This is a genomic window from Streptomyces sp. NPDC041814 (assembly GCF_055590565.1).
The window spans coordinates 554,006-578,389 of sequence record NZ_JBVJAM010000001.1; the positions used below are offsets into that span (position 1 = coordinate 554,006).

The following is a 24,384-nucleotide window of genomic DNA, read 5'->3' on the forward strand; positions in this document are numbered from 1 at the left end:
GGTGAATTGTAGGTGGGGCGGGGTGCCCGTCGGATCGCCGAGGAACGCTGCCAGGGGTGCCAGACGCCGCGGACCCGGTCATGGCCGGGGAGACACCCCCTGGGGGCGGCACAGGCCGAGGAAGCAGGCGAGCGCGCCGGCCGCGCAGACCAGTTGGACGACGGCCATCGGGACCGCCGTCCCCTCGCCCGCGATCCCGACGAGCGGGGAGGCGATGGCACCGATCAGGAACTGCGAGGTGCCGAGCAGCGCGGAGGCGGAGCCGGCGGCGTGCTTGGTACGCATCAGCGCCTGCGCGTTGGTGTTGGGCATCGCGAGCCCCATCGCCGCCATCAGCACGAAGAGCCCGGCGGCCACCGGCACGAGACCGACGTCGCCGAAGACGCCGGAGGTCATCAGGAGCAGCGCGGTCGCGGCGGCCAGGATGACGACGAGCCCGAAGGTGAGGGCCTTGTCCAGGCTGACCCGGCCGACGAGCAGCTTGCCGTTGATCTGGCCGACCGCGATCAGCCCGACGGAGTTGATGCCGAAGAGCAGGCTGAAGGTCTGCGGTGAGGCGCCGTAGATCTCCTGGATGACGAATGGGGAGGCGCTGACGTACGCGAAGAGGGCGGCGAAGGCGAGGCTGCCCGCGATCATGTAGCCGGTGAAGACGCGGTCGGCGAGCAGGCCGCGCATGGTGCGCAGCGCGTCCCCGATGCCGCCGGTGTGGCGTTCGGCGGGCGGCAGGGTCTCGCCGAGCCACTTCCAGACGACGAACGTGAGCAGGAGGCCCACGGCGGTGAGGACTCCGAAGATGCCGCGCCAGTCGGTGAGCCGCAGGACCTGGCCGCCGATGACCGGGGCGATCACGGGGGCGACGCCGGAGATGAGCATCAGCGTCGAGAAGAACCGGGCCATCGCGACGCCGTCGTACATGTCGCGGACCACGGCCCGGGAGATGACGATGCCCGCCGCGCCCGCGAGGCCCTGGAGCAGGCGGAAGGCGATGAGGAGCCCGGCGGACGGGGCGAAGATGCAGAGCGCGGTGGCGAGCACGTAGACGGCCATGCCGAGCAGCAGCGGGCGGCGCCTGCCCCAGCGGTCGCTCATCGGTCCGACGACGACCTGGCCGAGCGCCATGCCGGTGAGGCAGGCGGTCAGGGTGAGCTGGACCGTGGCGGCGGGGGCGTGCAGCGAGTCCGTGACGGCGGGGAGCGCCGGGAGGTACATGTCCATCGACAGCGGCGGGAGCGCCGTGAGGCCGCCGAGGACGAGGGTGACGAGGAGGCCGGTGCGCCGGGCGGCGGGGGTGGCTCTGCCGGCAGGCGGGGCCCCTTGCGGAGTGGTGTCGGTGGTGCGTATGTGCTGGGCCCCGCTGAGGCCGCTCTCCGGCATTCTCGTCTCCATAGTTGTTGAATCCGGCTCTATGCTCTCAGCTCGGCGGGGATGGTCGACACCTTTTTGGGAGCGTGCATGAGCAGGACTGTCCGTTGGGGCGTGCTGGCGACCGGCGGGATCGCGGCGACGTTCACCGCCGATCTCCAGGCGATGCCCGGCGCGGAGGTGGTGGCCGTGGCCTCCCGCTCGGACGCCTCGGCGCGGGCGTTCGCGGAGCGGTTCGGGATACCGAGGGCGTACGGCGACTGGGCGGGCCTGGTCGCGGACGACGAGGTCGACGTGGTGTACGTGGCCACGCCGCACTCCGCGCACCGGGAGGCCGCCGCGCTCGCGCTGGAGGCCAGGAAGCACGTGCTGTGCGAGAAGGCGTTCACGCTGAACGAGCGCGAGGCGCGGGAGCTGGTGAAGCTGGCCCGGGACCGCGGGGTCTTCCTGATGGAAGCGATGTGGACCTACTGCAACCCCCTGATCCGCCGCCTCACCGAGCTGGTGCGGGACGGGGCCATCGGGGAGATCCGGACCGTGCAGGCCGACTTCGGCTTCGCGGCGGACCTGGGCCCGGAGCACCGGCTGCGCGATCCCCGGCTGGGCGGCGGGGCGCTGCTGGACCTGGGCGTCTATCCGGTGTCGTTCGCGCAGCTGCTGCTGGGCGAACCGGACCGGGTGCAGGCGGACGCCCTGCTGTCGCCGGAGGGCGTCGACCTGAACACCGGGATGCTGCTGGGCTGGGACTCGGGGGCGACCGCCCTGCTGTCCTGCTCGATCGTGGGGCACCATCCGACGGCGGCCACGGTGATCGGGACGGGCGGGCGGATCGACATCCCGCACGGCTTCTTCCACCCGGAGAGCTTCGTGCTGCACCGGGCGGGCGCCGAGCCCGAGGAGATCACCTCGGGCCCGGGTCCGCAGGGCCTCTCGGGGATGCAGTACGAGGCGGCCGAGGTGATGCGGGCGGTGCTGGCGGGCGAGACGGAGTCCCCCCTGGTGCCGTTGGAGGGATCGCTCGCGGTGATGCGGACGCTCGACGCGGTCCGTGACCGCATCGGCGTCCGCTACCCGGTGGACGCGGTCTAGGCGGGCTTGAGGCCCGGGCGGCCGGCCTCGGTGACGTAGGAGCCGGCGGTGGTGACGGGGGCGCCCGGCTTCGTGACGGCCTGGACCGTACGGAAGTCGGCGCGCGCCGAGCGCTCCTGGAGGGTGACCACGGCGTAGCCGCGGCGCCCGTTGTAGAACTTCAGGTGCGGGTTGGCCGCCGTCAGGTTGTTGTAGTTGGACGGCTTCTCGGAGCCGTCCTTCCCGCTGGTGATGGACGTGGTGACGATCTCGGTGCCGACCGTGCGCGACGCCGGGTCGTCGAAGTCCCGCTTGATGTCGAAGCCGTAGCTGACGTGCACATCGCCGGTGAGGACCATGAGGTTGTCCACACCGACGCGCTCGGCGCCCTTGAGCATGCGGTCGCGGGAGGCCGGGTAGCCGTCCCAGGAGTCCATGGACAGCTTGAACGCGTCGGTGGGCACGTCGCGCCGCTGGGCGAAGGTGACCTGCTGGGGGACGACGTTCCAGGTGGCGTGCGAGTGGCGCCAGCCGTCGATGAGCCAGCGCTCCTGCGTGGCGCCGGTCAGCGTGCGCTTCGGGTCCTCGGACTCCGGCCCCGGCGTCTGCCAGCCGTCGCCGTACGCCTGGTCGCTGCGGTACTGCCGGGTGTCGAGTACGTCGAACTGGGCGAGCCGGCCGAAGCTCAGGCGGCGGTAGAGCCGCATGTCGGGGCCGGTCGGCCGCTGGGGCGTGCGCAGCGGCTGGTTCTCCCAGTACGCGCGGTAGGCGGCGGCCCGGCGGATCAGGAACTCCTCCGGCGGCACGCTGTTCTCGGGGATGTCGCCCGCGTAGTTGTTCTCGGTCTCGTGGTCGTCCCAGGTGACGACGAAGGGGTGCGCGGCGTGCGCGGCGCGCAGGTCCGGGTCGGACTTGTAGAGGGCGTACCGCAGCCGGTAGTCCTCCAGCGTCGTCGTCTCCCGGTTGAACAGCGCGGGCAGCGTGCGGTCGGTGTAGTTGCGGGCGCCGCCGGTGGCGGTGACGGCGTACTCGTACAGGTAGTCGCCGAGGTGGAAGACGACGTCGACGTCCTCCTGGGCGAGGTGCTGGTACGCGGTGAAGTAGCCGTCGTGGTACGCCTGGCAGGAGACGGCGGCCAGGGCCAGTTCGCGCTTGCGGGCGCCGGGCGCCGGTGCCGTGCGGGTGCGGCCGGCCGGGCTCGTCCACTGTCCGGCGCGGAAGCGGTAGTAGAGGACGCGGTCCGGGGCGAGGCCCTGCACCTCGACGTGGACGCTGTGGTTGAACTCCGGGTGCGCGTACGTGGTGCCGCGCCGCACGACGCGGGTGAACCGCTCGTCGTGGGCCAGCTCCCAGCGGACCTCGACGCGGGCGTCCGGGAGTCCGCTGCCGGGTTCGAACGGGCGCGGCGCGAGCCGCGTCCACAGCAGCACGGAGCCCGGCAGCGGGTCGCCGGAAGCGACGCCGAGCGTGAACGGGTCCTCGCCGATGCGCCGGGCCTCCATCTCGCGGGCGCTCGCGGTCCCGGCGGCGGGCAGGCCGACCGAGAAGGCGAGCGCGGCGGCGGCGCCGGTGACGGTGAGGAAGCGGCGGCGGTCGGTGTGCCGGGCGGCGTCGCGCAGCTCCTGCTGTGGCGATGAGTGCGTCATCTGTCCCTCCCCTGACTGGTGGTGTGGGGGAAGTCCAGCGGCCCGGCACATCCGGAGGCTGACGTGTTCGCGTCGCGCGGGCGTCGCCCGGATGAGGAGTGCGGCAGGATGGTGCCCCCAGGGGCAAACTCCGCGTTCGCGGCCAAATCCATGATCATCGTCCGGCACCGTACGGGCGCGTGAATCGCCGGGGCCCCGCCCCGAATCACCCCGCCGGTGCTGCGCGTACGCTGCGGCAGCATGAGCAACAATCTGTTGAATTCCGTGGAGGGCTCCCCGTCGAGGACGGCCGTCGTCACGGGCGCCGGCTCCGGCATCGGCCGCGCGGTGGCGCTCGCGCTGGCCGGGGCGGGCTGGTCGGTGGCGCTCTCGGGCAGGCGCCCCGACCCGCTGGCGGAGACCGCCGCCCTGGCCGGGGAGCACGCCCAGGTGATCACCGTCCCGGCCGACGTGACGCGCCCGCAGGACGTGGACGCGCTGTTCTCCTCCGTACGGAAGTGGACCGGCCGCCTCGATCTGCTCTTCAACAACGCGGGGACCTTCGGGCCGGGCGGGCCCGTCGAGGAGCTGGCGTACGAGGACTGGCGCGGGGTGGTCGACGTCAACCTGACGGGGGCGTTCCTGTGCGCGCAGGCGGCGTACCGGCAGATGAAGGAGCAGGACCCGCAGGGCGGGCGGATCATCAACAACGGTTCGATCTCCGCGCACACGCCGCGCCCGCACTCGGTGGCGTACACCGCGACCAAGCACGCGATCACCGGCCTGACCAAGTCGCTGTCGCTGGACGGGCGTCCGTACCGCATCGCCTGCGGCCAGATCGACATCGGGAACGCGGCGACGGACATGACGGAACGGATGCGGACGGGAACGCTCCAGGCCAACGGCGAACTGGCCGTGGAACCGGTGATGGCGGCCGGTGACGTGGCCCGCACCGTGCTGCACATGGCGGAGCTGCCCCTGGAGGCGAACGTCCAGTTCGCGACGGTGATGGCGACGGCGATGCCATACGTGGGACGGGGCTGAGGGGGCGCCCGGGCGCGGGCGGCGCGGGCATTCCCGCCCTCGCGGGGCGGGAATGCCGTTGCTGCGGGGGCGGTTGTGCGGTTCATGAGTGAGCTTCCCGAGATCCTGCGCTACACCGCGTTCTCCGCCGACCCCGAGGGCGGCAACCCCGCCGGGGTGGTGCTCGACGCGTCCGGGCTCGACGAGGCGGCCATGCTGGCCGTGGCGGCGGACCTCGGCTACAGCGAGACCGCGTTCCTGACCGGGCGGACCGAGGCGTCGGAGCCCGGTGCGCGCGGCTACGCGGTCCGCTACTTCAGCCCGAAGGCCGAGGTGCCGTTCTGCGGTCACGCGACGGTCGCCGCCGCCCTCGCGCTCGCGGAGCGGGACGGGCCGGGCGAGGTCGAGTTCGCCACCCCCGCCGGTACGGTGCCGGTCACCGTGGTCCGCACGGGCGGCGAGCTGCGGGCGACGCTGACCAGCGTGGAACCGCGCGTCGAGGACGTGGCGGCGGGCGACCTCGCGGAGGCGCTGGCGGCGCTCGACTGGCCGGCCGCCGACCTCGACCCGGCCCTGCCGCCCCGGATCGCGTACGCCGGGGCCCGCCACCTCGTGCTGGCGGCGGCCACCCGGGAGCGGCTGGCGGCACTGGACTACGACTTCGCGCGGCTGGAAGCGCTGATGCACCGGCTGGACCTGACGACCGTGCAGCTGGTGTGGCGGGCCTCCGACGCCGTGTTCCACGTCCGCGACCCGTTCCCGGTCGGCGGGGTGGTGGAGGACCCGGCGACGGGCGCGGCGGCGGCCGCGTTCGGGGCGTACCTGCGTGAGCTGGCCCTCGTGCCGGAGGCCGCCGTGCTGACCCTGCACCAGGGCGAGGACATGGGCCGCCCCGGCACCCTCACCGTGACCCTGGGGACGGGCGACGCGCGGGTGCGGGTGAGCGGGACCGGCACCCGGCTGCCCGACCCGGCCTGACGCCGGGGCCGGTCCGGGTCAGCCGCCCCCGAGGGCGCAGGTGAAGACCGTCGCGCCGTCCTGCACCGCGCGCACCCGGATGCCGTCCGGCCCGGTCCGGGCCTCGATCCAGCAGGGGCGGTCCAGCTCCACGTACCGGAGGAAGTCCGAGCGCAGGGTGACCGGGAGGAAGCCGGGCACGGTGGCGTGGGCCGCCTGCCGGGCCGCCTCCAGGAGGAGGATGCCGGGCACGTGGTCGTTGGGGCGGGCGAACAGCGTCGGGTGCCCGGTGTCGAGCCGCAGCGGCCAGCGCCCGGGCGCGACGGGGGGCCCGAGGACGACGTCCCGTTCGGCGGCCCGGCCGACGGTGCGCGGCGCGAGCGGCGGCAGCGGGGGCGGGGGGACGGCGGCGGACCGGTGGCCACGCAGGCGGTGGTAGGCGGCGGCCGAGGTGCAGCTGATCCGCGAGCCGCAGACGGCGATCACCGCCCCGCTCCGGCGCAGCACGAAGTCGACGCGCATCGAGCCGAGGCCGCGCCCCCGGCGGCGGATGTCGGAGCAGTTCACCTCGACCACGACGTCCCAGGGATCGTCGCCGAGCACGAGGTGGTCGGCGGCCGTGGTGTAGCGCAGCTCCCACATCACGAACGCGTCGCCGAGCGGCACTCCGAGCTCCGCGTGGCAGACCAGCATGGCCGCCTGCCGCATCGTTTCCGCGATCAGCAGCGGGTCCTGGTGGCCTGCGACGGGGGCGAAGAAGCGGTGGGCGCGCGGCCAGTGCGCGGGCACGCGGAACCGGGTGTCGCCCAGCCGGGCCACGCCGGTCGGGAAGAGGTCCCGCGCGTCCGGGCGGTGGGCCATCCGCCCGAGCTCCTCCCCGGTGACGCCTGCGGAGAAATGGACCATGGGGTGCCCCCGGGAGACTGCGGTTCGATGGGCCGGGGTGCCCCCGGCCCGGCTGTGACCCGGCCAGTTTGCCCCGGCCCGACCCACAGTTTCCAGCCACCCTCCCAGCCGCCTCTCGAGTCCCTCTGGAGCCTGGCCCTAGGGTGAGTCGGGTGACCCGTCGTCATCCGTGTGACAGGAGTGGCTCATGTCCGTGCACCGTGTGGTCCCCAACATCCCGGTAGGTCCAGGAGAAGGGGCCGGGTCGGCCGAGTCCGCCCTGCGGGACAACAGTGCCTTCTACGGCCTCCTCGGCTTCGAGGAGGCCATGAACCATGGCTGGATCATGACCCTCGCCTCGCCCACCCAGCCGGCCGCCCAGATCAGCTTCATGACCACGGACGAGACCGGCCCGGTCAACCCGGACCTCAGCGTGGAGGTGGCCGACGTGGACGCGGTCCACGCCGCGCTCGTCCGCGAAGGCGCCGAGATCGTGTACGGCCCGCACGACGAGGAGTGGGGCGTGCGCCGGTTCTTCGTGCGCGACCCGAACGGCCGCGTGGTCAACGTACTGACGCACCGCTGAGCCGCCGCACCGCCTCCACCGTCTCCGCCGCCCCGTCCTCCGCGGCCATCAGCTCCGCGCCCCTCGCGGCCGCCTCGCGGTAGGCCCGCTGCCGCACGACGCGGTCGAGGGCGTCGGCGAGGCGGCCGGCGGTGAGGGAGCGGAAGGGGACCGGCTCGTCGGCGGCGCCGATGGCGGCGAGGCGGCCGGCCCAGAACGGCTGGTCGGCGGTCACGGGCACGGCCACCGCGGGGACCCCGGCCCGCAGCGCGGCGGCCGAGGTGCCGGCTCCGGCGTGGTGGACCACGGCCGCCAGGTGCGGGAACAGCGGGGCGTGCGGGACGTCCCCGATGGTGAGCACGTCGTCGCCCTCGGCGGTGAGACCGGCGCTGCCCGACTGGAGGATGCCGCGCAGCTTGGCGCGGCGCAGGGCCCGTACGGCGAGCTCGCTGAGCCGTTCGCCCTCACCGGCCGCCATGCTGCCGAAGCCGATGAGGACGGGCGGGGCTCCGGCGTCCAGGAAGTCCGCCAGTTCCGGGGGCAGTTGTTCGCCCGGGTCGTGGTGCGGCCACCAGTTCCCGACCACGTGCAGACCGGGGCGCCAGTCGGCGGGCCGCGGCATTAGGGCGGAGCTGAAGCCGTGCAGGACGGGCCAGTCGGCGCGCTCCTGGCGGCGGCGCGTGCCGGAGGGCCTGGCCCGGGGCAGCCCGAGCCGTTCACGCAGCGCGGTCACCGCCGGGGCGTACAGCCGGTCGGTCATGCGGAGCGCGAAGCGCCCGGCCAGGCGGTTGCCGGGGCGGCCGAGGGAGCGGGCGCCCGTGACGACGGGCGGGAAGTCGCCGGTCGGCGCGGTGGGCTGGAGGTAGACGCCGATGCCCGGGGTGCCGGTGGCCTCGGTGAGGTGCCAGCCGAGGGGGGCGGTCGTGGTCGAGAGCAGCAGCAGATCCGTGCCGTCGGCCATCGCGTCGGCGAACCCCTGGCCCAGGTCGGCGATGAACGCCGAGGCGGCCCGCATGAGTTCCCGCCTGTCGCCGCCCCCGCCGCCGCCCGTCGCCGGGTTGCCCGGGAGGGCGCGGAAGTCCAGCCCGGCGGCGCGGACCAGGGGGCCGAAGGTGTCCGTGGTGGCGAGGGCGACGTCGTGGCCGGCCGTGCGGAGTGCCGCGCCCAGGCCCGTGTACGGGGCGATGTCACCGCGCGATCCGGCGGCGGCGATCAGTATTCTCATCGGTTCTCCGTATGTTGTCGGGCGCCCCGGTCACCGGCCGTTGCCGCCGTCCGTGCGGCGGGCCGCGTTGGCGTGGACGGCCTTGCACAGGAAGGCGGCCAGGCCGGGGCGTTGCCGGGACGGCGGTACGACCAGGGCGAAGGCGCGCGGATCGGCGGCGAAGTCGTCCGCGATGCGCCGGTGCATACCGGGCGGGCAGGCGGTGAACCAGCGGGAGATGTGCAGCCGGTGCTCCTCGGCGAGGTCCATCGCCCGTGCGCCGTCGCTCGGCTCGCCGTCGTCGAAGGCCGCCAGCAGCTCGGCGCGCCAGGCCGTGGCCTCGCCCATGAGCTGCCGCCAGTCCTCCTTGGTGTGTGCGGCGGCCCGGGCCATCGACTCGCGCTGCCCCGGTGAGTCCGACCACTTGAGCGCCGCCTCGGTGGCGTAGCTCAGGTCGGCGGTGATCTCGCCGAACACCTCGAAGCGCTCCCGGGGGGTCAGCGCCACCCCGGTCCGCTGCACCTCGATCGCCCGCCGGGCCACCGCGGAGAGCTGCCGCAGCCTGGCGATCTCCGCCTCCAGCCGCTCCTGCCGGGCCCGCAACTGGTCCAGGGCGTTGGCCTGCGGGTCCTTGAGGATCTCGGCGATCTCGTCCAGCGGGAAGCCCAGTTCGCGGTAGAAGAGGATCTGCTGGAGCCGGACCAGATCCGCCTCGCCGTAGAGCCGGTACCCGGCCTGGCTGCGCCCGCCGGGCGAGAGCAGCCCCGCCCTGTCGTAGTGGTGCAGCGTCCGCACCGTCACTCCGGCGAAGGCCGCCACCTGCCCCACGGAATAACTCATCCACCCGCCCTTTCCTCGCGACCGATCATCGAGCCTGACGTAAGGGGAGGGTCAAGCCGCGCCCCGAACCGGGGACACCGGCCCGACAGCGGCGCACATCAACGCGGCGAAAGGTACATTTCGCCCTCATGGGGGTGCCTCCCGGGCCCCGCCCGCCCCCTGCGACCGCCGCCCCCCGCACCAGGAAGGGCCCAGGCCCATGTCCGCAGTGACCGAGGAGCAGCCGCACACGGCGAAGCTCTCGCTGATGACGCTGTCCGCACTGGTCGTCGGCTCCATGGTCGGCGCGGGAGTGTTCTCGCTGCCCCGCCGCTTCGCCGAGGAGACCGGTGTCGTGGGGGCGCTGATCGCCTGGGTCATCGCGGGCACGGGCATGCTGATGCTGGCCTTCGCCTTCCAGTCCCTCGCGGTGCGCCGCCCGGACCTGGACGCCGGGGTGTACGCGTACGCGAAGGCCGGGTTCGGCGAATACCTGGGGTTCTTCTCGGCGTTCGGCTACTGGGCGAGCGCCTGCGTCGGCAACGTGACGTACTGGGTGCTGATCATGTCGACCATCGGCACGGTCTGGCCGGCGCTCGGGGACGGGGACACCGTGCTCGCCGCGGCGCTGTCCTCGGTCGGGCTGTGGGGCTTCTTCCTGCTGATCCGCCGGGGCGTCAAGGAGGCCGCGGCGATCAACCGCATCGTCACGGTCGCCAAGGTCGTCCCGATCCTGGTCTTCGTCGTGCTGGCGCTGTTCTACCTGGACACGGAGGTGTTCGCGGAGAACTGGGGCGGCGCCGACTACGCCGGTTCGCTGTTCGACCAGGTGCGCGGCACCATGCTGGCCACCGTCTTCGTCTTCCTCGGCGTCGAGGGGGCAAGCGTCTACTCCCGGCACGCCGAGCGCCGCAAGGACGTGGGACGCGCCACGGTCCTCGGCTTCCTCAGCGTCTTCGCCGTCTTCGCCTCGGTCACCATCGTCTCGTACGGCATCATGCCGATGAGCGAGATCGCGGAGCTGCGCCAGCCCTCGATGGCGGGCGTCCTGGAGCACGCCGTCGGCACCTGGGGCACGGCCTTCGTCAGCGTCGGCCTGATCGTCTCGGTCCTCGGCGCCTATCTGGCCTGGACGCTGATGGCCGCCGAGGTGCTGTACGTGGCCGCGCAGGACCACGACATGCCGCGCTTCCTGCGCCGCGCCACCGCCGACGACGTGCCGGTCCCGGCCCTGATCATGACGACCGTGCTGGTCCAGGTGGTGCTGGTCGTCACGCTGCTCTCCGACGACGCGTTCAACTTCGCGCTGGACATGACGAGTGCGCTGACGCTCATCCCGTTCCTGCTGGCCGCCGCCTTCGCGCTGAAGATCTCGCTCACCCCGGGCCCGCTGGCCCAGGGGCGGACGACCGGGCGCGACCTCGTCGTCGCCGTGCTCGCCACCGTCTACACGGCGTTCCTGCTGTACGCGGCCGGGCTCCGGTTCGTCCTGCTCTCCTTCATCGTCTACGCCCCCGCCACGATCCTGTTCGTCATGGCCCGCCGCGAGCAGGGCCGGCGCCCCTTCTCCCCCCGCGAGCTGCTGATCTGCGCCGTATCGGTGGCCGGTGCGCTCATGGGCGTGATCGCCCTGGCGGCCGGCTGGATCAGCCTCTGAGCCGTACCGCACCCCGACCCGTATGCGAAGGACCGCACATGACCGGTGACAGCACTTCCCGCACCCCGCTCGGAGTCCACTCCGAGGTCGGCCGGCTCCGCAAGGTCCTGGTGTGCGCGCCCGGCCTCGCGCACCGCAGGCTCACCCCGACCAACGCGGCCGATCTGCTCTTCGACGACGTGATGTGGGTGGAGAACGCCCAGCGCGACCACGCCGGTTTCGTGGCCGCGCTCACCGCGCGCGGGGTCGAGGTCGTCGAACTCCACGACCTCCTGGCGCAGACCATGGCCGTGCCGGGCGCGCGGGACTGGCTGCTCGACCGCAAGATCACCGCCAACGAGGCGGGCCTGGGGCTGATCGACTCCACCCGGGCGTTCCTGGAGACCCTGGACCCGCGCACGCTCGCCGAGTTCCTGATCGGCGGCCTCGCCACCACGGACCTCCCCGACGACTACCGCCCGCCGTACGTCGCCCTGGCCCGTGAGTCGGCCGGGGTGCGCGAGTACGTGATGCCGCCGCTGCCCAACACGCTGTACACCCGCGACACCACGTGCTGGCTGTACGGCGGAGTGACGCTCAACCCGCTGTACTGGCCCGCCCGGCACGACGAGACCCTGCTGATGAAGGCCGTCTACCGCTTTCACCCCGACTTCACGGACGCCACGGTGTGGTGGGGCGACCCGGAACGGGACTGGGGCCAGGCCACCTTCGAGGGCGGCGACATCATGCCCGTCGGCAACGGCGTCGTCCTCATGGGCATGAGCGAGCGCACCTCGCGCCAGGCCGTCACCCAGGTCGCCGCCGCCCTCTTCGAGCGGGGCGCGGCGGAACACGTGGTCGTCGCGGGCATGCCGAAGCTGCGGGCGGCGATGCATCTGGACACCGTGTTCACCTTCGCGGACCGGGACGTCGTGACGCTCTACCCGCGCATCGTGGACGCCGTCCACAGCTTCTCGCTGCGCCCGGGCAGCGGCCCGGTGCCCGTGGACATCGTGGACGAGGGATCCCGGCCGTTCACCGACGTGGTCGCCGGGGCGCTCGGGCTGCCGGGGCTCCGGGTCATCGAGACGGGCGGCGATGTGTACGCCTCCGAGCGCCAGCAGTGGGACAGCGGGAACAACGCGGTCGCGGTCGAGCCGGGCGTCGTGTTCACGTACGACCGGAACACCCAGACCAACGCGTTGCTGCGGCGGGCCGGCATCGAGGTGCTGGAGATCGTCGGCGCGGAGCTCGGCCGGGGGCGGGGCGGCGGACACTGCATGACGTGCCCGCTGATCCGTGAGCCGGTGAGCTTCTGAGAGTACGGAGACGGCCCGGCGGAGGTATGGGCTCCCCCGCCGGGCCGGACGTCCGGTCAGGCGCAGGCGCCGAGGTCCTCCCAGACGCCCCAGTCACCCGCGGTGCCGGGCTTGTCGCCCTGCACCCACCACTTGGCGCGCCAGGTGTGCCCGTCGTACGAGACGGTGTCGCCCCCGGTGTACACCGCCTCGGTGCTCCACAGCGGCATGGTGCAGGCGCCCGGCTCGCCGGTCCCGCCGCCGTCGCCGTCACCGCCGCCGGGGTTGCCGCCCTCGCCGCCGCCGGTCCCGCCGATGTTGACGTCGACGCACGCGTAGAAGGCGTTGGCCGTGTCGGCGACGTTCCAGACGGCGAGGACCTTCTGGCGGCCGGTGAAGCTGCCGAAGTCCACCTCCTGGCTCACGTCTGCGGGCGGCTGGGCGTGGTTGCCGGCGAACTCGGCGATCTTCTGGTCGCCGATGAAGTACTGCCAGTTCTCGGTGGCGTGACGGGCCGTGTGGTGCCAGGTGAAGGTGAACTTCTGGCCGACCGGGGTGACCTCCCAGCCCTTGTTGTCGTCGTCCAGCTCGGCGAACGCCGCGTTGCCGCCACTGCAGCTCTTGAGCCCCTTCGGACCCTCGACGCTCTGCGGCTCGTACTTGATCTGGCCGCAGTCGACCACACCGGCGGCGCACTGGGCCTGGCGGCTCGTCGGCGCGGTGACCCAGCCGTGGGCGCTGGCGGTGCCGGTCTGGATGCCGAGGGCGAGCACGGGGGCGACCAGCGCTCCTATGGAGACGGCCAACCGTCGCTTGGTGTTCATGCCACGTCACTTCCTTGACTCGTACGGGGGTTGGGCGCTCGCCTGCGCATTGCGGGCGCCCCTGATCCAGACCTGGCCGATGCAGGTCTAGACCTTAACGGCGAACAAGGCCCGGTCAAGGGGGTGAACGACGTCGGTTCGCGCCTCCACTTTTCAGCATCGAGTGGTTCATCACCGCACCACTCGCGGCGCCATTTTTAAGTGATCCTTAAGCCGCTGGTCACCGGCGGCGCCCGGCGGCCACCCGGCGGCGACGTGCCCTCGACGCAGCCCACGAACCGTCAAATTGGTCTAGTCCTGATCTCGTTGGAATCGTTGACGTGCAGGTCACGGGCCGGTTATCACTGCTCCAGCCCATCCACAGCACCATCTGCTCCCCCGCTGGAGGCCGCACGTGCACCCCCGTAGAACTCTGATCGCCGCGCTCCTGAGCACGGCCCTCGCCACCGGCGGCCTCGCCGCGACCGTTGGCATCGGCTCCGCGCAGGCGGCCGACGCACCGGCTTCCGCTTCTGCGGGCGGAGTGCGCATCGCCTACTACGACCAGTGGAGCGTCTACGGCAACGCCTTCTACCCGAAGCACCTCGACACCCGGGGCATCGCCGGCAAGCTGGACATCATCAACTACTCGTTCGGCAACATCCACCCGACCGACCTCACGTGCTTCGAGGCCAACAAGGCGGCGGGCGACGACAACAACCCCAACGCGGGTGACGGTGCGGGCGACTCGTACGCCGACTACCAGAAGTCCTTCGGCGCGGCGGACAGCGTCGACGGTGTGGCCGACAAGTGGGACCAGCCGATCGTGGGCGTCTTCAACCAGTTCAAGGAGCTGAAGGCGAAGTACCCCCACCTGAAGATCAACATCTCGCTGGGCGGCTGGACGTACTCCAAGTACTTCAGCGACGCGGCGAAGACGGACGCGAGCCGCAAGAAGCTGGTCTCCTCCTGCATCGACCAGTACATCAAGGGCAACCTCCCCGTCGAGGGCGGCTTCGGCGGCCCCGGCTCGGCGGCCGGGATCTTCGACGGCATCGACATCGACTGGGAGTACCCCGCCTCCGCGGGCGGCCACCTGGGCAACCACTACGCCCCCGAGGACAAGCAGAACTTCACGCTGCTGCTCGCCGAGTTCCGCAAGCAGCTCGACGCGTACGGCGCAGCCAACGGCGGCAAGAAGTACCTGCTCACCGCGGCCTTCGGGGCCGGCCAGGACAAGATCGCGAACATCGAGACCGACAAGATCGGCCAGTACCTCGACTACGCGAACCTGATGACGTACGACATGCACGGCGCCTGGGACGGCGACGGGCCGACCTACCACCAGTCACCGCTGTACTCGGGCGCCAACGACCCGTCCGACCCGGTAGCGCCCGGCACCGAGAAGTACTCGATCGACAACGCGGTCGACTCCTGGCTCGACGGCAAGCCGGCCTACGGCATCGCCGGAGGCTTCCCCGCGAACAAGCTGACCCTGGGCTACGAGCTCTACTACCGCGGCTGGAAGGGCGTCCCGGAGGGGACCACCCACGGCCTGGCCCAGTCCGCGACCGGTGGCTCCTCCCCCCGCCCGCTGAGCCAGCAGGCCGGCATCGCGCACTACAAGGAGCTCGGCGGCATCGTCGACAACCCGGCGACGACGTACTGGGACGACGAGGCGAAGGCGTCCTACTTCTACAAGGACGGCGAGTTCTTCACGGGCCTGGACCAGAAGTCCATCCAGGCCAGGGCCGACTACGCCAAGCAGCGCGGTCTGGGCGGCGCGATGATGTACTCCCTCCTCGGCCTGGACGACAAGGCCACCCTGCTGAACCAGATCAACACCGCGATCGGCGGCACCACCACGGAGCCCACCACCCCGCCGACCACCCCGCCCACCACCGACCCCACGGACCCGCCCGCCGGCGGCTGCGGCTCGGTCCCGGCGTATGTGGCCGGCACGGTCTACAACGCGGGCAACGTGGTCTCGTACAACGGCCACACCTACAAGGCCCAGTGGTGGACCCAGAACGAGACCCCCGGCAGCACCGGCGACTGGGGCGTCTGGAAGGACCAGGGCGCCTGCTGACACCCTGACGAACCCGAGGGCCCCGCTGGTGCGCGCACCAGCGGGGCCCTCGGCCGTACGGAGTCCATCGCGCGGCGGCGAAGCCGCGGGAGAGGCAGACGAGTCGGGCTGTACGCCGGGTTCTGTCGCCCGGTCGCCTCGCGGCGGCCGGGGAGACGGCCATCCATCTAGGACCGGCATTGCTGCCGGTCTCGTGCGGTCTACCCGCGAACTCGGGCGGGCAGCCCTCAAGCGTTCGCGCAGGGCCGTCTCGCGACGGCCCCTCTTGACCTTGCTCCGGGTGGGGTTTACCTAGCCGCCTGGGTCGCCCCAGGCGCTGGTGGTCTCTTACACCACCGTTTCACCCTTACCCGGGACCGAGGTCCCGGGCGGTCTGTTCTCTGTGGCACTGTCCCGCGGGTCACCCCGGGTGGCCGTTAGCCATCACCCTGCCCTGTGGAGCCCGGACGTTCCTCGGGAGGATCCGAGGATCCCCACGCGGCCGTCCGCCCGGCTCGTCTGCCGTGGAGCCCATGCTACCCGCCTCTGGCGTCACGGCGTCATGACGTCACAACCGGCCCGACGCCAGCGCCGTGATGCCCGCCGTCCAGGCCGTCGTGACCGACTCCGGGGTGGGGAAGCGGCCGTTCAGTTCCATCATGACCATGCCGTGGGCGAAGGCCCAGGCCGCACGGGCCAGGTGCTCGTCGGGGGCCAGGGCGCGGAAGAGGGGGGCGGCCGCGCGGTCCTCCAGGTGGTGGGGGTGGGGGCGGGACGTGGTGAGGCGGTAGAGGTGGGGGTGGGCCAGGGCGTGGGCGCGGTAGGCCGTGGCCAGGGCCGGGAAGGAGCCCGGAGCGGCCGTCTCCGCCGCCTCCAGGGCCTCGGCGGTCTCCGTCAGCATCGCGTCGGCCAGCGCGCCCACCACCGACGACTTGTCCGGGAAGTGCTTGTAGAGGGACGGGGCCGTGATGCCGAGCAGGCCCGCGAGCCGCCGCATGGTCAGCGCATCCGGGCCCTCCTGCTCCAGGAGCATGCGGGCGGCGGCCAGGATCTGGTGCTGGCGGGCGCGGTCGGTCACGCCGGTCCTTCCGTCGTACGGGCGCGGGGCGCCAGGGCCCGTACGGGTCCCGGGCGCCGAACTCGCGATCGTACGAGACGCCGTCAGGCCGGGACGAACAGGGCCTTCGCCGAGCCCGGTGCCGCCTGGGTGAGGCGGACCCGCAGGCGCTCGCCCAGGGGAAGCGGCGCGGTGGCCTCGACGCGGGCGACGACGGCGGGGGCGTCGATGTGGACGGTGCCGGTGGCCGGTTCGTTCTCCTTCACGTCCACCACGTAGCCGTCGAAGACCTCGCCCACCTTGTCCTTGAGCAGCGCCGCCTCGACCAGGTCCACGGACTCCCGCTCCACCGTGTTGGCGCGCCGCGTGCCCTCCGCCATCTCCTTGGGCAGCGCGGGCAGGGCGGCGAGCACCCATTCGGGCGGGTCCCGGTCCTCGCAGGCCGCGACGCACAGCTCGGAGGCGTAACGGTCCACGAGGCGGCGCAGCGGCGCCGTGCAGTGCGTGTACAGGTCCGCGACCGCCGCGTGCACGGCCGGGTCCGGCAGGTCGCCGCCGTCGAAGACCGTGTAGCCCGCGCCGCGCAGGAGCGTCGTGCACTCCTGGAGGAACGCCGCGTGATCCGTGCGCCCCGGGTCGAGGGAGCGGACGAGCCGGGCGTACGGGACGTGGTGCGGCCAGTCGATGCGCAGGGCCTCGGCGCTGCGCCGCAGCCGGGCCACCGCGCCGTCGGGCGCGACCGGGAGGGTGCGCAGGACGCCGGTGCCGCTCTCCGCCATGAGGTGGGCCGCCGCCATGCCGGTGAGCAGGGAGATCTGGGCGTTCCAGCCGTCGGCGGGGAGCGGAGCGCGGTACTCCAGGCCGTACGTCCCGTCGTGCTCGGTGATCTCCTGCTCGGGCACATTGAGGGAGATGCCGCCCCGGGCCACCTCCCGCTCCTCCCGGAGCGTGCCGATGTCCCGGAGCAGGGCGAGCGGTTCCTCGGCGGTGCCCGCGTCGATCTGCCGCTGCACGCCCGCGTAGTCCAGCTTGGCGCGGCTGCGTACGAGGGCCCTGCGCACCCGGGTCGCGACCGCCGAGCCCTCCGGGTCCAGGTCGATCTCCCACAGGACCGCGGGGCGGACCCGGCCGGGCAGCAGGCTGGCGGCATCCTCGGACAGGACCTCCGGGTGGAGCGGCACCCGGCCGTCCGGGAAGTAGAGCGTCGTCACCCGGCGGTGCGCCTCGGCGTCGAGCGCGCCGCCGGGGCGCACGAACGCGGCCACGTCCGCGATGGCGTAGTGCACCCGGTAGCCGTGGGCGCGGCGTTCCAGGTGCATCGCCTGGTCGAGGTCCGTGGACGTGGGCGGGTCGATGGTGAGGAAGGGCAGGTCCGTCGCGTCCGCGTGCCCGGCGAGTTCCGGGCTCCGCGCGGCGTCCGCCGCCTCGGCGAGCACGTCGGGCGGGAAGTCGTCGGGGAGCGAGAGCTCGGTGCGCAGGCCGCGCAGGGCCGCCCGCAGCGGGGTCTCGGCTGCTCCGGTCATGTGCAGATGGCGGCGGGGCATGGTCCCGAGCGTAGGTCGGGGCGCGGAGCACGGCATTCCGAGCGGGGGTCCTTGTGCCCGTACGGACCGCCTCGCCGCCCCCGTACGCTGACCTGGGGCGTCCGTGCGGTCCGCACACCGCCGCGCCTCTTCCCCGTACGTACGAAGGAGAACCGCCGTGCTCGTGCTGTTGCCGCCCTCCGAAGGAAAGGCCGCCTCGGGGCGCGGGGCACCCCTGAAGCCCGAGTCCCTGTCGCTGCCCGGTCTCGCCGGGGCGCGGGCCGAGGTGCTGGACGCGCTCGTGGAGCTGTGCGTGGCCGACGAGGAGAAGGCGCGGGAGGTGCTGGGGCTCAGCGAGGGGCTGCGGGGCGAGATCGCGAAGAACGCGGAGCTGCGGACGGCGGGGACGCGTCCGGCCGGGGAGCTGTACACGGGGGTCCTGTACGACGCGCTCGGCCTGGACTCGCTCGACACGGCCGCCCGCCGCCTCGCCGGGAAGTCGCTGCTGGTGTTCTCCGGGCTGTGGGGCGCGGTGCGGATGGGCGACCGGATTCCGCCGTACCGCTGCTCGATGGGCGTGAAGCTGCCCGGGACCGGCGCGCTCGGGGCGTTCTGGCGTACGCCGATGGCGGAGGTGATGCCGGAGGCGGCGGGCGACGGGCTCGTGCTGGACCTGCGCTCGTCCGCGTACGCGGCGGCGTGGAAGCCGAAGGGGGCGGTCGCGGAGCGCACGGCGAGCGTGCGGGTGCTGCACGCGCAGCTCGTGGACGGGGTGGAGAAGCGGTCCGTGGTCAGCCACTTCAACAAGGCCACCAAGGGCCGCATGGTGCGCGACCTGCTGCTCGCGGGCGCCCGCCCGGCCGGTCCCGCCGAACTGGTCACCGCGCTGCGGGACCTCGGGTACACCGTCGAGGGCGAGACGCCCGCCCGGCCGGGGCGCCCTTGGCAGCTCGATGTCGTCGTGACGGAGATCCACTGACCGTACGTTGCATCCTCCGCAACGCTCGTTGCGTACTTCGCCGCACACCGGGCAGGATGGGCGCATGACCTCCTCCGTGCTGGACCTCGCCCCCGTCGTGCCCGTCGTCGTCCTGGAGGACGCGGCCGACGCGGTGCCGCTCGCCCGGGCCCTGGTCGCGGGCGGGCTTCCGGCGATCGAGGTGACCCTGCGCACCGCCGCCGCCCTGGACGCGATCCGGGCCATCGCGGCGGAGGTCCCGGACGCGGTCGTCGGGGCGGGCACGGTGATTTCGGCGCGCAACGTCGCGGACACCGTGGCGGCGGGGGCCCGCTTCCTGGTCAGCCCGGGCTGGACCGACGCGCTGCTGGACGCGATGAAGGGGTCGGGGCTGCCGTTCCTGCCGGGCGTCTCGACCACCTCCGAGGTGGTCGCGCTGCTGGAGCGCGGAGTCACCGAGATGAAGTTCTTCCCGGCCGAGGCGGCGGGCGGCACCGCCTATCTGAAGGCCCTCTCCGCACCCCTCCCCCAGGCCCGGTTCTGCCCGACGGGCGGCATCTCGGCCGCCTCCGCGCCCTCGTACCTGGCACTTCCCAACGTCGGCTGCGTGGGCGGGAGCTGGATGGTCCCGGGGGACGCGGTCGCGGCCCGGGACTGGGCGCGCGTGGAGCGGCTGGCCGCCGGGGCCTCGGCGCTGCGGGGATGAGCGGGGCGGCGGGGAAACCCGTCGTACATCACCGTGCATGCTCCCCGGTATTCGGGGCACGACCCTTGTAGGGGACGTAGCCCGCATGCCGGGTGACCCGGGTTCCGGCCGGTAATCCCCCGACCCGCCGGAACCGCCTCGGCCCCACCGGCCTTCCCCCCGCCGGTGGGGCCGAGCGCCTGTCCGGGATGCTTTTACCGCAGGTGGGACGTGTCGTTCAGCAGGCGTACGGAGGCGTTGCCGTCGGCGTAGTACGCGACGGCCGAGACCGACGCCGCCGACAGCTCCATCCGGAACAGCGCCTCCGGGGGCGCTCCCAGGGCGAGCCGGACCAGGGTCTTGATCGGGGTCACGTGCGTGACGACGAGGACCGTGCGGCCCGCGTGACGCGTGACGAGGCCGTCCCGGGCAGCCGCCACGCGGCGGGCGACCTCCGCGAAGCTCTCGCCGCCGCCGGTGGGGGCCGCGTCCGGGGAGGCGAGCCAGGCGTCCAGATCGTCCCCGTACCGCTCCCTGACCTCACCGAACGTGAGCCCTTCCCAGGCCCCGAAGTCCGTCTCGCGCAGCCCGTCCTCGACGCGGACCTCCAGGCCGAGCCGGGCCGCGACCGCCCCGGCCGTCTCGCGGCAGCGCCGCAGCGGCGAGCTGACGATCTCCTGCACGGTGCCGCGCGCCGCGAACGCCGCGGCAGCGCGCTCGGCCTGCTCCAGGCCCGCCGGGGAGAGCGCGGGGTCGGTGCCGCCGCTTCCGGAGAACCGCTTCTGCGGGGTCAGGGCCGTCTCGCCGTGCCGCAGCAGGACGAGGGTGGCGGGCGCGCCCAGGTCGGGCGCCGGGCCCCAGCCCACCTGCGGGGTGACCGGGTCGGAGGCCACCGGGGGGCGCGGGGCGTCCAGCGCGGCCGTGGAGGCGGAGGGTTCCCACCGGTCGCCGCGCCGGCCCGCGTCCATCGCCTCGTTGGCCAGCCGGTCGGCGTGCTTGTTCCGCTCGCGCGGGATCCACTCGTACGTGATGTCCGCGCCGGGCAGGACCGTCGCCGCCTCCGCCGCGAGCGGCTTCATGTCCGGGTGCTTGATCTTCCAGCGGCCGGACATCTGCTCCACGACCAGCTTGGAGTCCATCCGTACGCGCACCTGGACCCCGGTGCCCACCGGGCCGTCCGCGAGCAGGGCGCCCACCGCGCGGAGGCCGGCGACGAGGCCCTTGTACTCGGCGACGTTGTTGGTCGCGACGCCGATGTACTCGGCGGTCTCGGCCAGCGTCTCGCCGGTGTCGGGGTCGATGACGACCGCGCCGTAGCCGGCGGGGCCCGGGTTGCCCCGGGAGCCGCCGTCGGCCTCGATCACGAACCGGCGCGGCAGGCTCACTACAGGCCCGAGTCGGCGGTGCGGACCAGGATGCGGCGGCAGTTCTCGCAGCGCAGCACCGTGTCGGGGGACGCGGCCTTCACGTCGTTGATCTCGGTGATGTTGAGCTCCAGGCGGCAGCCCTCGCAGCGGCGCTGGTAGAGGCGGGCGGCGCCCACCCCGCCCTGCTGGGCGCGGAGCTTGTCGTACAGCTTCAGCAGGTCGGCGGGGACCGAGCCGGCGACAACCTCGCGCTCCTTGGTGACCGAGGCGGCCTCCGTGTCGAGCTCCTGGGTCGCGGCGTCGCGGCGGGCGGTGGCGTCGTCCACCTTGGCCTGCACGGCGGCGACCCGGTCGGTCAGCTCGGCGACGCGCTCCTGGGCGGACTCGCGGCGCTCCATGACCTCCAGGACGACGTCCTCCAGGTCGCCCTGGCGCTTGGCGAGCGAGGCGATCTCGCGCTGGAGGCTCTCCAGGTCCTTCGGCGAGGTGACCGCGCCGGAGTCCAGGCGCTGCTGGTCGCGGGCGGCGCGCTGGCGGACCTGGTCCACGTCCTGCTCGGCCTTGGTCTGCTCGCGGGCGGTGTCGCTCTCCTCGGTGGTGGAGGCGACGAGCAGGTCGCGGAGCTGGGCGAGGTCGGCCGTCAGCGACTCGATCTCGGCGTGCTCGGGCAGGGACTTGCGGCGGTGCGCGAGCTGGGAGAGGCGCTGGTCGAGCGCCTGGACGTCGAGAAGTCGGATCTGGTCGGCGGGCGCGGCGTTCAGTTGGGGGCTCCAGAAGAGTGGTGGGCGGTCCAGGGGTCGGTGACCTGCTTCGAGACGTGGACCCGCAGGTCCCATCCGAGGCGGTCGGAAATCGCTTCGAGCTGTGCGGCGGCCTGCTCGCACCACGGCCACTCGGTGGCCCAGTGCGCGGCGTCGACCAGGCCGAGCGGCGAGTGCTGGGTGGCCTCGGAGGCCGGGTGGTGGCGCAGGTCGGCGGTGAGGAAGGCGTCCACACCGGCGGCGCGCACCGCGTCGAAGAGGCTGTCGCCGGATCCGCCGCTCACCGCGACGGTGCGCACGAGCGCGTCCGGGTCGCCGGCGAGGCGGACGCCCTGCGCGGTGGCGGGCAGCCGGGCGGCGGCGCGGGCGGCGAACGCGCCCAGGGTCTCGGGGTGGTCGAGCACGCAGATCCGGCCGAGCCCCCGGCGGCCCGCCGGATCGGCCGGGTCCGGGACGAGGGGGCGCTCGACGCGCAGGTCGAGGGCGGCGGCCAGGGCGTCGGAGACGCCGGGGTCGGCGGTGTCCGCGTTGGTGTGGGCCACGTGCAGCGCGATGCCTTCACGGATCAACGTGTGCACGACGCGGCCCTTGAAGGTGTCCGCCGCGACCGTCGTCGTACCGCGCAGGTAGAGCGGGTGGTGGGTCACGATCAGATGCGCGCCCAGCTTCTTCGCCTCGTCGGCGATCTCCTGGACGGGGTCGACGGCGAAGAGCACCCGGTGGACCTCGGCGTCCGGATCACCGCAGACGGTGCCGACCGCGTCCCATCCTTCGGCCCGCTCGGGCGGCCAGAGGGCGTCGAGCTCGGAGATGACTTCAGACAGACGGGGCACGGAGGAAAGGCTACCTGCCCGCCGCGCCCCGGGAAGCCCCGGGAACGGGCCGCCCGCGGCTCGGCCCCGGACAGCACACGCACCCTCGGTCGTACAGCGAAATCCGGCCATCACCACCCTTATGTGTGAAGTGGGGGAGGTCATGTTGTTCGGCTGGAAGTGCGAAAACTAGCTTCGGTTGCCGGAGGTGATGAGTCGATGACTGCCTGTGCCATCGAGGAGGGGGCCACGACGGATGACAGCGGTCCGGCGGAACCGGAGCCGGACCCCGGTCCCGGCGGTCCCGCGGATGCCGTCGCGGAGTCCGGCCCGCTGAAGGACACCCCGGCGCCCGAGGCTCCCGCAGCGGCCGCCGTGCCCGAGGCGGACACCCCCGCCGAAACGGTTCTGCCCGCCTTCACGCTCACCGCCGACGGCGCGTACGGCGCGCGGCTCACCGCCGCCCCGGTGCCCGGCGCCGACACCGCCTGGTACGCCGAGCGCTGGACGCTCGACGGGCCCGAGCCGTACGCGGTGCCGCTGCCCACCGACCAGCCGGAGGAGGCCGAGGCGCAGGTGGTGCCGCTCGCCGACGGGCGGGTGCTGATCCGGCGCCGGGTCGCCGAGCGGCACACCTTCTCACTGCTCTATCCCACCGGTCCCGGCACCGGCGAGCTGCTGCTCGGGGCCGTCGAGCGGGACGCGCTCGCCCTGCTGCCGCCGTCGCCGGACGGGGTGAGCGCCTACGCCCTGGCGGTCGGCGCCTACTCCACGGAGCTGTGGCGGGTGGCGGGCGGGGCGGCGGGGCCCGAGCACCTCGCGGACCTGCCGGGGCGCTGCTCCGGCGGCGTCTGGCTGGACCGGGCGGGCCGGATGCTGGCCCTGGACCGGGAACCGGCGGGCGGCGGCCCGGTGAAGACGGTCGCGGTGGATCTGGGGCGGGGCGCCGAGATGACACCGCTGCTCCAGATCGCGCCGGACAGCGACGACCGGCTGCTGCTCGCGGACCCGGACAGCGGGCTGCTGCTGCTCCGCTCGGACGCGCCCGGCCACGACCGGCTCGGCTGGGGTGTGCTCGGCAGCTGCCTGCCCGTGCGGTTCCCGGAGTGCCTGCGGCCGGCGGACTGCTCGGTGGAGCCGTTCGCCGTGCAGCCGGGGCAGATGCTGATGCCGGAGAGCTGCGCGGTGGCCCTCAGGATCGACGGGGCTGCGGGCAGCTGGGTCGGTCTGTGGCGCCCGTCGGGCCGCCGGCTGCACCAGCTCGCGGCGCCCGGGGGCTGGCTGACGGGCAGCGGGGTCTGGTCGCGCGACGGGGTGCTCAAACTTCCCTACGCGGACGGGGACACGGCGTGCGCGGTGGCCCTGCTGGAGATGCCGGAGGAGGCGGAGTGCGCGGGCGACGTAAGTGATAGGCAACCTTCCGCGCCATCCGTGAATCCTCCAGTGTGTACACCGGTTCCTCTGGGGCAGGCGCCTCTCGTGGGGCGTACGGTCCCTGACTAAGCTGGGACCGGGCTCACGCACCGTGCGTCTCGGTCACCGAACGTGGCCTTTCCCGGACGAGCGGCGGCGTGACGATCCGGTTGGCACACACGCAAGCGATCACAACGGGGTGACTTCCCACATGTCTGAAGCCCGCACCGACACGACCCAGACGTTCCCGCACTCGGCGGACGCGCGGCGGGGCGACGCCGGCGGCTCCGGAAAGCACCGAGGGGGTGTGGCGACGGACGACACGGCGGCAACGCCGGCCGGCCGCCATCGCCGCCCCGCCGAGGAGAGCGGCGCGGCGGCGGCCTGACCGCCGTATCGAGGAGGGGAAAGCGGTGCCCCGCCGCCCGGGACGGTCTCCGGGTGGCGGGGCACCGCTCTGTCCGCTCACGGACGCGACCGGACACGGAGGCG

General features: G+C 73.3%; 22 protein-coding genes and 1 other RNA gene. 11 read left to right on the forward strand and 12 right to left on the reverse strand.

The window, feature by feature from the left end; all coding sequences use genetic code 11:
- Positions 1 to 78: 78 nt before the first annotated feature.
- Positions 79 to 1,377 (reverse strand): multidrug effflux MFS transporter, encoded by a 1,299-nt coding sequence (locus tag ACZ6C6_RS02465; protein ID WP_469198265.1) that lies wholly within the window; start codon positions 1,375 to 1,377, stop codon positions 79 to 81.
- A gap of 78 nt (positions 1,378 to 1,455) precedes the next feature.
- Between ACZ6C6_RS02465 and ACZ6C6_RS02470 the strand changes: the two genes are divergently transcribed.
- On the forward strand, positions 1,456 to 2,454 hold the full coding sequence (locus ACZ6C6_RS02470; RefSeq protein ID WP_469198267.1) for a Gfo/Idh/MocA family protein: 999 nt from the start codon (positions 1,456 to 1,458) through the stop codon (positions 2,452 to 2,454).
- Here the strand turns inward: ACZ6C6_RS02470 and ACZ6C6_RS02475 are convergent.
- Positions 2,451 to 4,079 carry an alkaline phosphatase D family protein gene (locus tag ACZ6C6_RS02475; protein ID WP_469198269.1) on the reverse strand — a complete coding sequence of 543 codons (1,629 nt, stop codon included), beginning with the start codon at positions 4,077 to 4,079 and terminating at the stop codon, positions 2,451 to 2,453. The two genes, ACZ6C6_RS02470 and ACZ6C6_RS02475, sit on opposite strands and share 4 nt — an antisense overlap.
- Before the next feature lie 240 nt (positions 4,080 to 4,319).
- Here ACZ6C6_RS02475 and ACZ6C6_RS02480 point away from each other — a divergent pair, with 240 nt between their 5' ends.
- Both ACZ6C6_RS02480 and ACZ6C6_RS02485 read left to right on the forward strand, forming a co-directional pair.
- Entirely contained in the window at positions 4,320 to 5,102 is a 783-nt protein-coding gene (locus ACZ6C6_RS02480) for an SDR family oxidoreductase (RefSeq protein WP_469198271.1), read from the forward strand.
- Positions 5,103 to 5,186: 84 nt separating this feature from the next.
- Positions 5,187 to 6,059 (forward strand): PhzF family phenazine biosynthesis protein, encoded by an 873-nt coding sequence (locus ACZ6C6_RS02485; RefSeq protein WP_469198273.1) that lies wholly within the window; start codon positions 5,187 to 5,189, stop codon positions 6,057 to 6,059.
- A gap of 18 nt (positions 6,060 to 6,077) precedes the next feature.
- Here the strand turns inward: ACZ6C6_RS02485 and ACZ6C6_RS02490 are convergent, their stop codons facing one another.
- Positions 6,078 to 6,944 (reverse strand): ScbA/BarX family gamma-butyrolactone biosynthesis protein, encoded by an 867-nt coding sequence (locus ACZ6C6_RS02490; RefSeq protein ID WP_469198276.1) that lies wholly within the window; start codon positions 6,942 to 6,944, stop codon positions 6,078 to 6,080.
- 187 nt (positions 6,945 to 7,131) lie between these two features.
- On the opposite strand from ACZ6C6_RS02490, the gene ACZ6C6_RS02495 reads away from it, so the two are divergent.
- On the forward strand, positions 7,132 to 7,509 hold the full coding sequence (locus ACZ6C6_RS02495) for a VOC family protein (RefSeq protein ID WP_469198277.1): 378 nt from the start codon (positions 7,132 to 7,134) through the stop codon (positions 7,507 to 7,509).
- On the opposite strand, the gene ACZ6C6_RS02500 is transcribed toward ACZ6C6_RS02495, so the two are convergent.
- Together ACZ6C6_RS02500 and ACZ6C6_RS02505 are read right to left on the reverse strand one after the other, a co-directional pair.
- On the reverse strand, positions 7,487 to 8,713 hold the full coding sequence (locus ACZ6C6_RS02500) for a glycosyltransferase (RefSeq protein ID WP_469198279.1): 1,227 nt from the start codon (positions 8,711 to 8,713) through the stop codon (positions 7,487 to 7,489). The two genes, ACZ6C6_RS02495 and ACZ6C6_RS02500, sit on opposite strands and share 23 nt — an antisense overlap.
- Positions 8,714 to 8,743: 30 nt before the next feature.
- Positions 8,744 to 9,532, reverse strand: a complete 789-nt coding sequence (locus ACZ6C6_RS02505) for a MerR family transcriptional regulator (protein WP_469198281.1) — start codon at positions 9,530 to 9,532, stop codon at positions 8,744 to 8,746.
- 199 nt (positions 9,533 to 9,731) lie between these two features.
- On the opposite strand from ACZ6C6_RS02505, the gene ACZ6C6_RS02510 reads away from it, so the two are divergent.
- Together ACZ6C6_RS02510 and ACZ6C6_RS02515 are read left to right on the forward strand one after the other, a co-directional pair.
- Complete coding sequence (locus tag ACZ6C6_RS02510; RefSeq protein ID WP_469198283.1) at positions 9,732 to 11,168, forward strand: basic amino acid/polyamine antiporter; 1,437 nt, start codon at positions 9,732 to 9,734, stop codon at positions 11,166 to 11,168.
- Positions 11,169 to 11,206: 38 nt separating this feature from the next.
- A complete protein-coding gene (locus ACZ6C6_RS02515) occupies positions 11,207 to 12,466 on the forward strand; it encodes an arginine deiminase (protein WP_469198285.1) in 1,260 nt (419 codons plus the stop codon).
- A gap of 56 nt (positions 12,467 to 12,522) precedes the next feature.
- Here ACZ6C6_RS02515 and ACZ6C6_RS02520 read toward each other — a convergent pair whose 3' ends face one another.
- Positions 12,523 to 13,269 carry a lytic polysaccharide monooxygenase gene (locus tag ACZ6C6_RS02520; protein WP_469198287.1) on the reverse strand — a complete coding sequence of 249 codons (747 nt, stop codon included), beginning with the start codon at positions 13,267 to 13,269 and terminating at the stop codon, positions 12,523 to 12,525.
- Positions 13,270 to 13,663: 394 nt separating this feature from the next.
- Here ACZ6C6_RS02520 and ACZ6C6_RS02525 point away from each other — a divergent pair, with 394 nt between their 5' ends.
- Positions 13,664 to 15,337, forward strand: a complete 1,674-nt coding sequence (locus tag ACZ6C6_RS02525; RefSeq protein WP_469198289.1) for a glycosyl hydrolase family 18 protein — start codon at positions 13,664 to 13,666, stop codon at positions 15,335 to 15,337.
- A gap of 95 nt (positions 15,338 to 15,432) precedes the next feature.
- On the opposite strand, the gene rnpB is transcribed toward ACZ6C6_RS02525, so the two are convergent.
- The 3 genes from rnpB to ACZ6C6_RS02540 form a co-directional block, all read right to left on the reverse strand.
- An RNA gene (rnpB, locus tag ACZ6C6_RS02530) (RNase P RNA component class A) lies at positions 15,433 to 15,834 on the reverse strand.
- A gap of 50 nt (positions 15,835 to 15,884) precedes the next feature.
- Positions 15,885 to 16,394, reverse strand: a complete 510-nt coding sequence (locus ACZ6C6_RS02535) for a TetR/AcrR family transcriptional regulator (protein ID WP_469198291.1) — start codon at positions 16,392 to 16,394, stop codon at positions 15,885 to 15,887.
- Positions 16,395 to 16,477: 83 nt separating this feature from the next.
- Positions 16,478 to 17,896 (reverse strand): RNB domain-containing ribonuclease, encoded by a 1,419-nt coding sequence (locus ACZ6C6_RS02540; RefSeq protein ID WP_469199295.1) that lies wholly within the window; start codon positions 17,894 to 17,896, stop codon positions 16,478 to 16,480.
- A gap of 178 nt (positions 17,897 to 18,074) precedes the next feature.
- Between ACZ6C6_RS02540 and yaaA the strand changes: the two genes are divergently transcribed.
- A complete protein-coding gene (yaaA, locus tag ACZ6C6_RS02545; RefSeq protein WP_469198293.1) occupies positions 18,075 to 18,875 on the forward strand; it encodes a peroxide stress protein YaaA in 801 nt (266 codons plus the stop codon).
- Positions 18,876 to 18,939: 64 nt separating this feature from the next.
- A complete protein-coding gene (gene eda, locus ACZ6C6_RS02550; RefSeq protein WP_469198295.1) occupies positions 18,940 to 19,560 on the forward strand; it encodes a bifunctional 4-hydroxy-2-oxoglutarate aldolase/2-dehydro-3-deoxy-phosphogluconate aldolase in 621 nt (206 codons plus the stop codon).
- Positions 19,561 to 19,754: 194 nt separating this feature from the next.
- Here eda and ACZ6C6_RS02555 read toward each other — a convergent pair whose 3' ends face one another.
- Genes ACZ6C6_RS02555 through ACZ6C6_RS02565 form a run of 3 tightly spaced genes read right to left on the reverse strand, consistent with a single transcriptional unit; the run spans position 19,755 to position 22,500 of the window.
- Positions 19,755 to 20,924: a bifunctional RNase H/acid phosphatase gene (locus tag ACZ6C6_RS02555; RefSeq protein WP_469198297.1), complete on the reverse strand. Its 1,170-nt coding sequence runs from the start codon at positions 20,922 to 20,924 to the stop codon at positions 19,755 to 19,757.
- A complete protein-coding gene (locus ACZ6C6_RS02560) occupies positions 20,924 to 21,667 on the reverse strand; it encodes a zinc ribbon domain-containing protein (protein WP_185992706.1) in 744 nt (247 codons plus the stop codon). The genes ACZ6C6_RS02555 and ACZ6C6_RS02560 overlap by 1 nt, the downstream gene beginning before the upstream one ends.
- Positions 21,664 to 22,500 carry a Nif3-like dinuclear metal center hexameric protein gene (locus tag ACZ6C6_RS02565; protein WP_469198299.1) on the reverse strand — a complete coding sequence of 279 codons (837 nt, stop codon included), beginning with the start codon at positions 22,498 to 22,500 and terminating at the stop codon, positions 21,664 to 21,666. Before ACZ6C6_RS02565 ends, ACZ6C6_RS02560 begins: the two co-directional genes overlap by 4 nt.
- Before the next feature lie 198 nt (positions 22,501 to 22,698).
- Here ACZ6C6_RS02565 and ACZ6C6_RS02570 point away from each other — a divergent pair, with 198 nt between their 5' ends.
- Positions 22,699 to 23,982 carry a hypothetical protein gene (locus tag ACZ6C6_RS02570; RefSeq protein ID WP_469198301.1) on the forward strand — a complete coding sequence of 428 codons (1,284 nt, stop codon included), beginning with the start codon at positions 22,699 to 22,701 and terminating at the stop codon, positions 23,980 to 23,982.
- Positions 23,983 to 24,103: 121 nt separating this feature from the next.
- Entirely contained in the window at positions 24,104 to 24,280 is a 177-nt protein-coding gene (locus ACZ6C6_RS02575) for a hypothetical protein (protein ID WP_469198303.1), read from the forward strand.
- Positions 24,281 to 24,384: the final 104 nt, after the last annotated feature.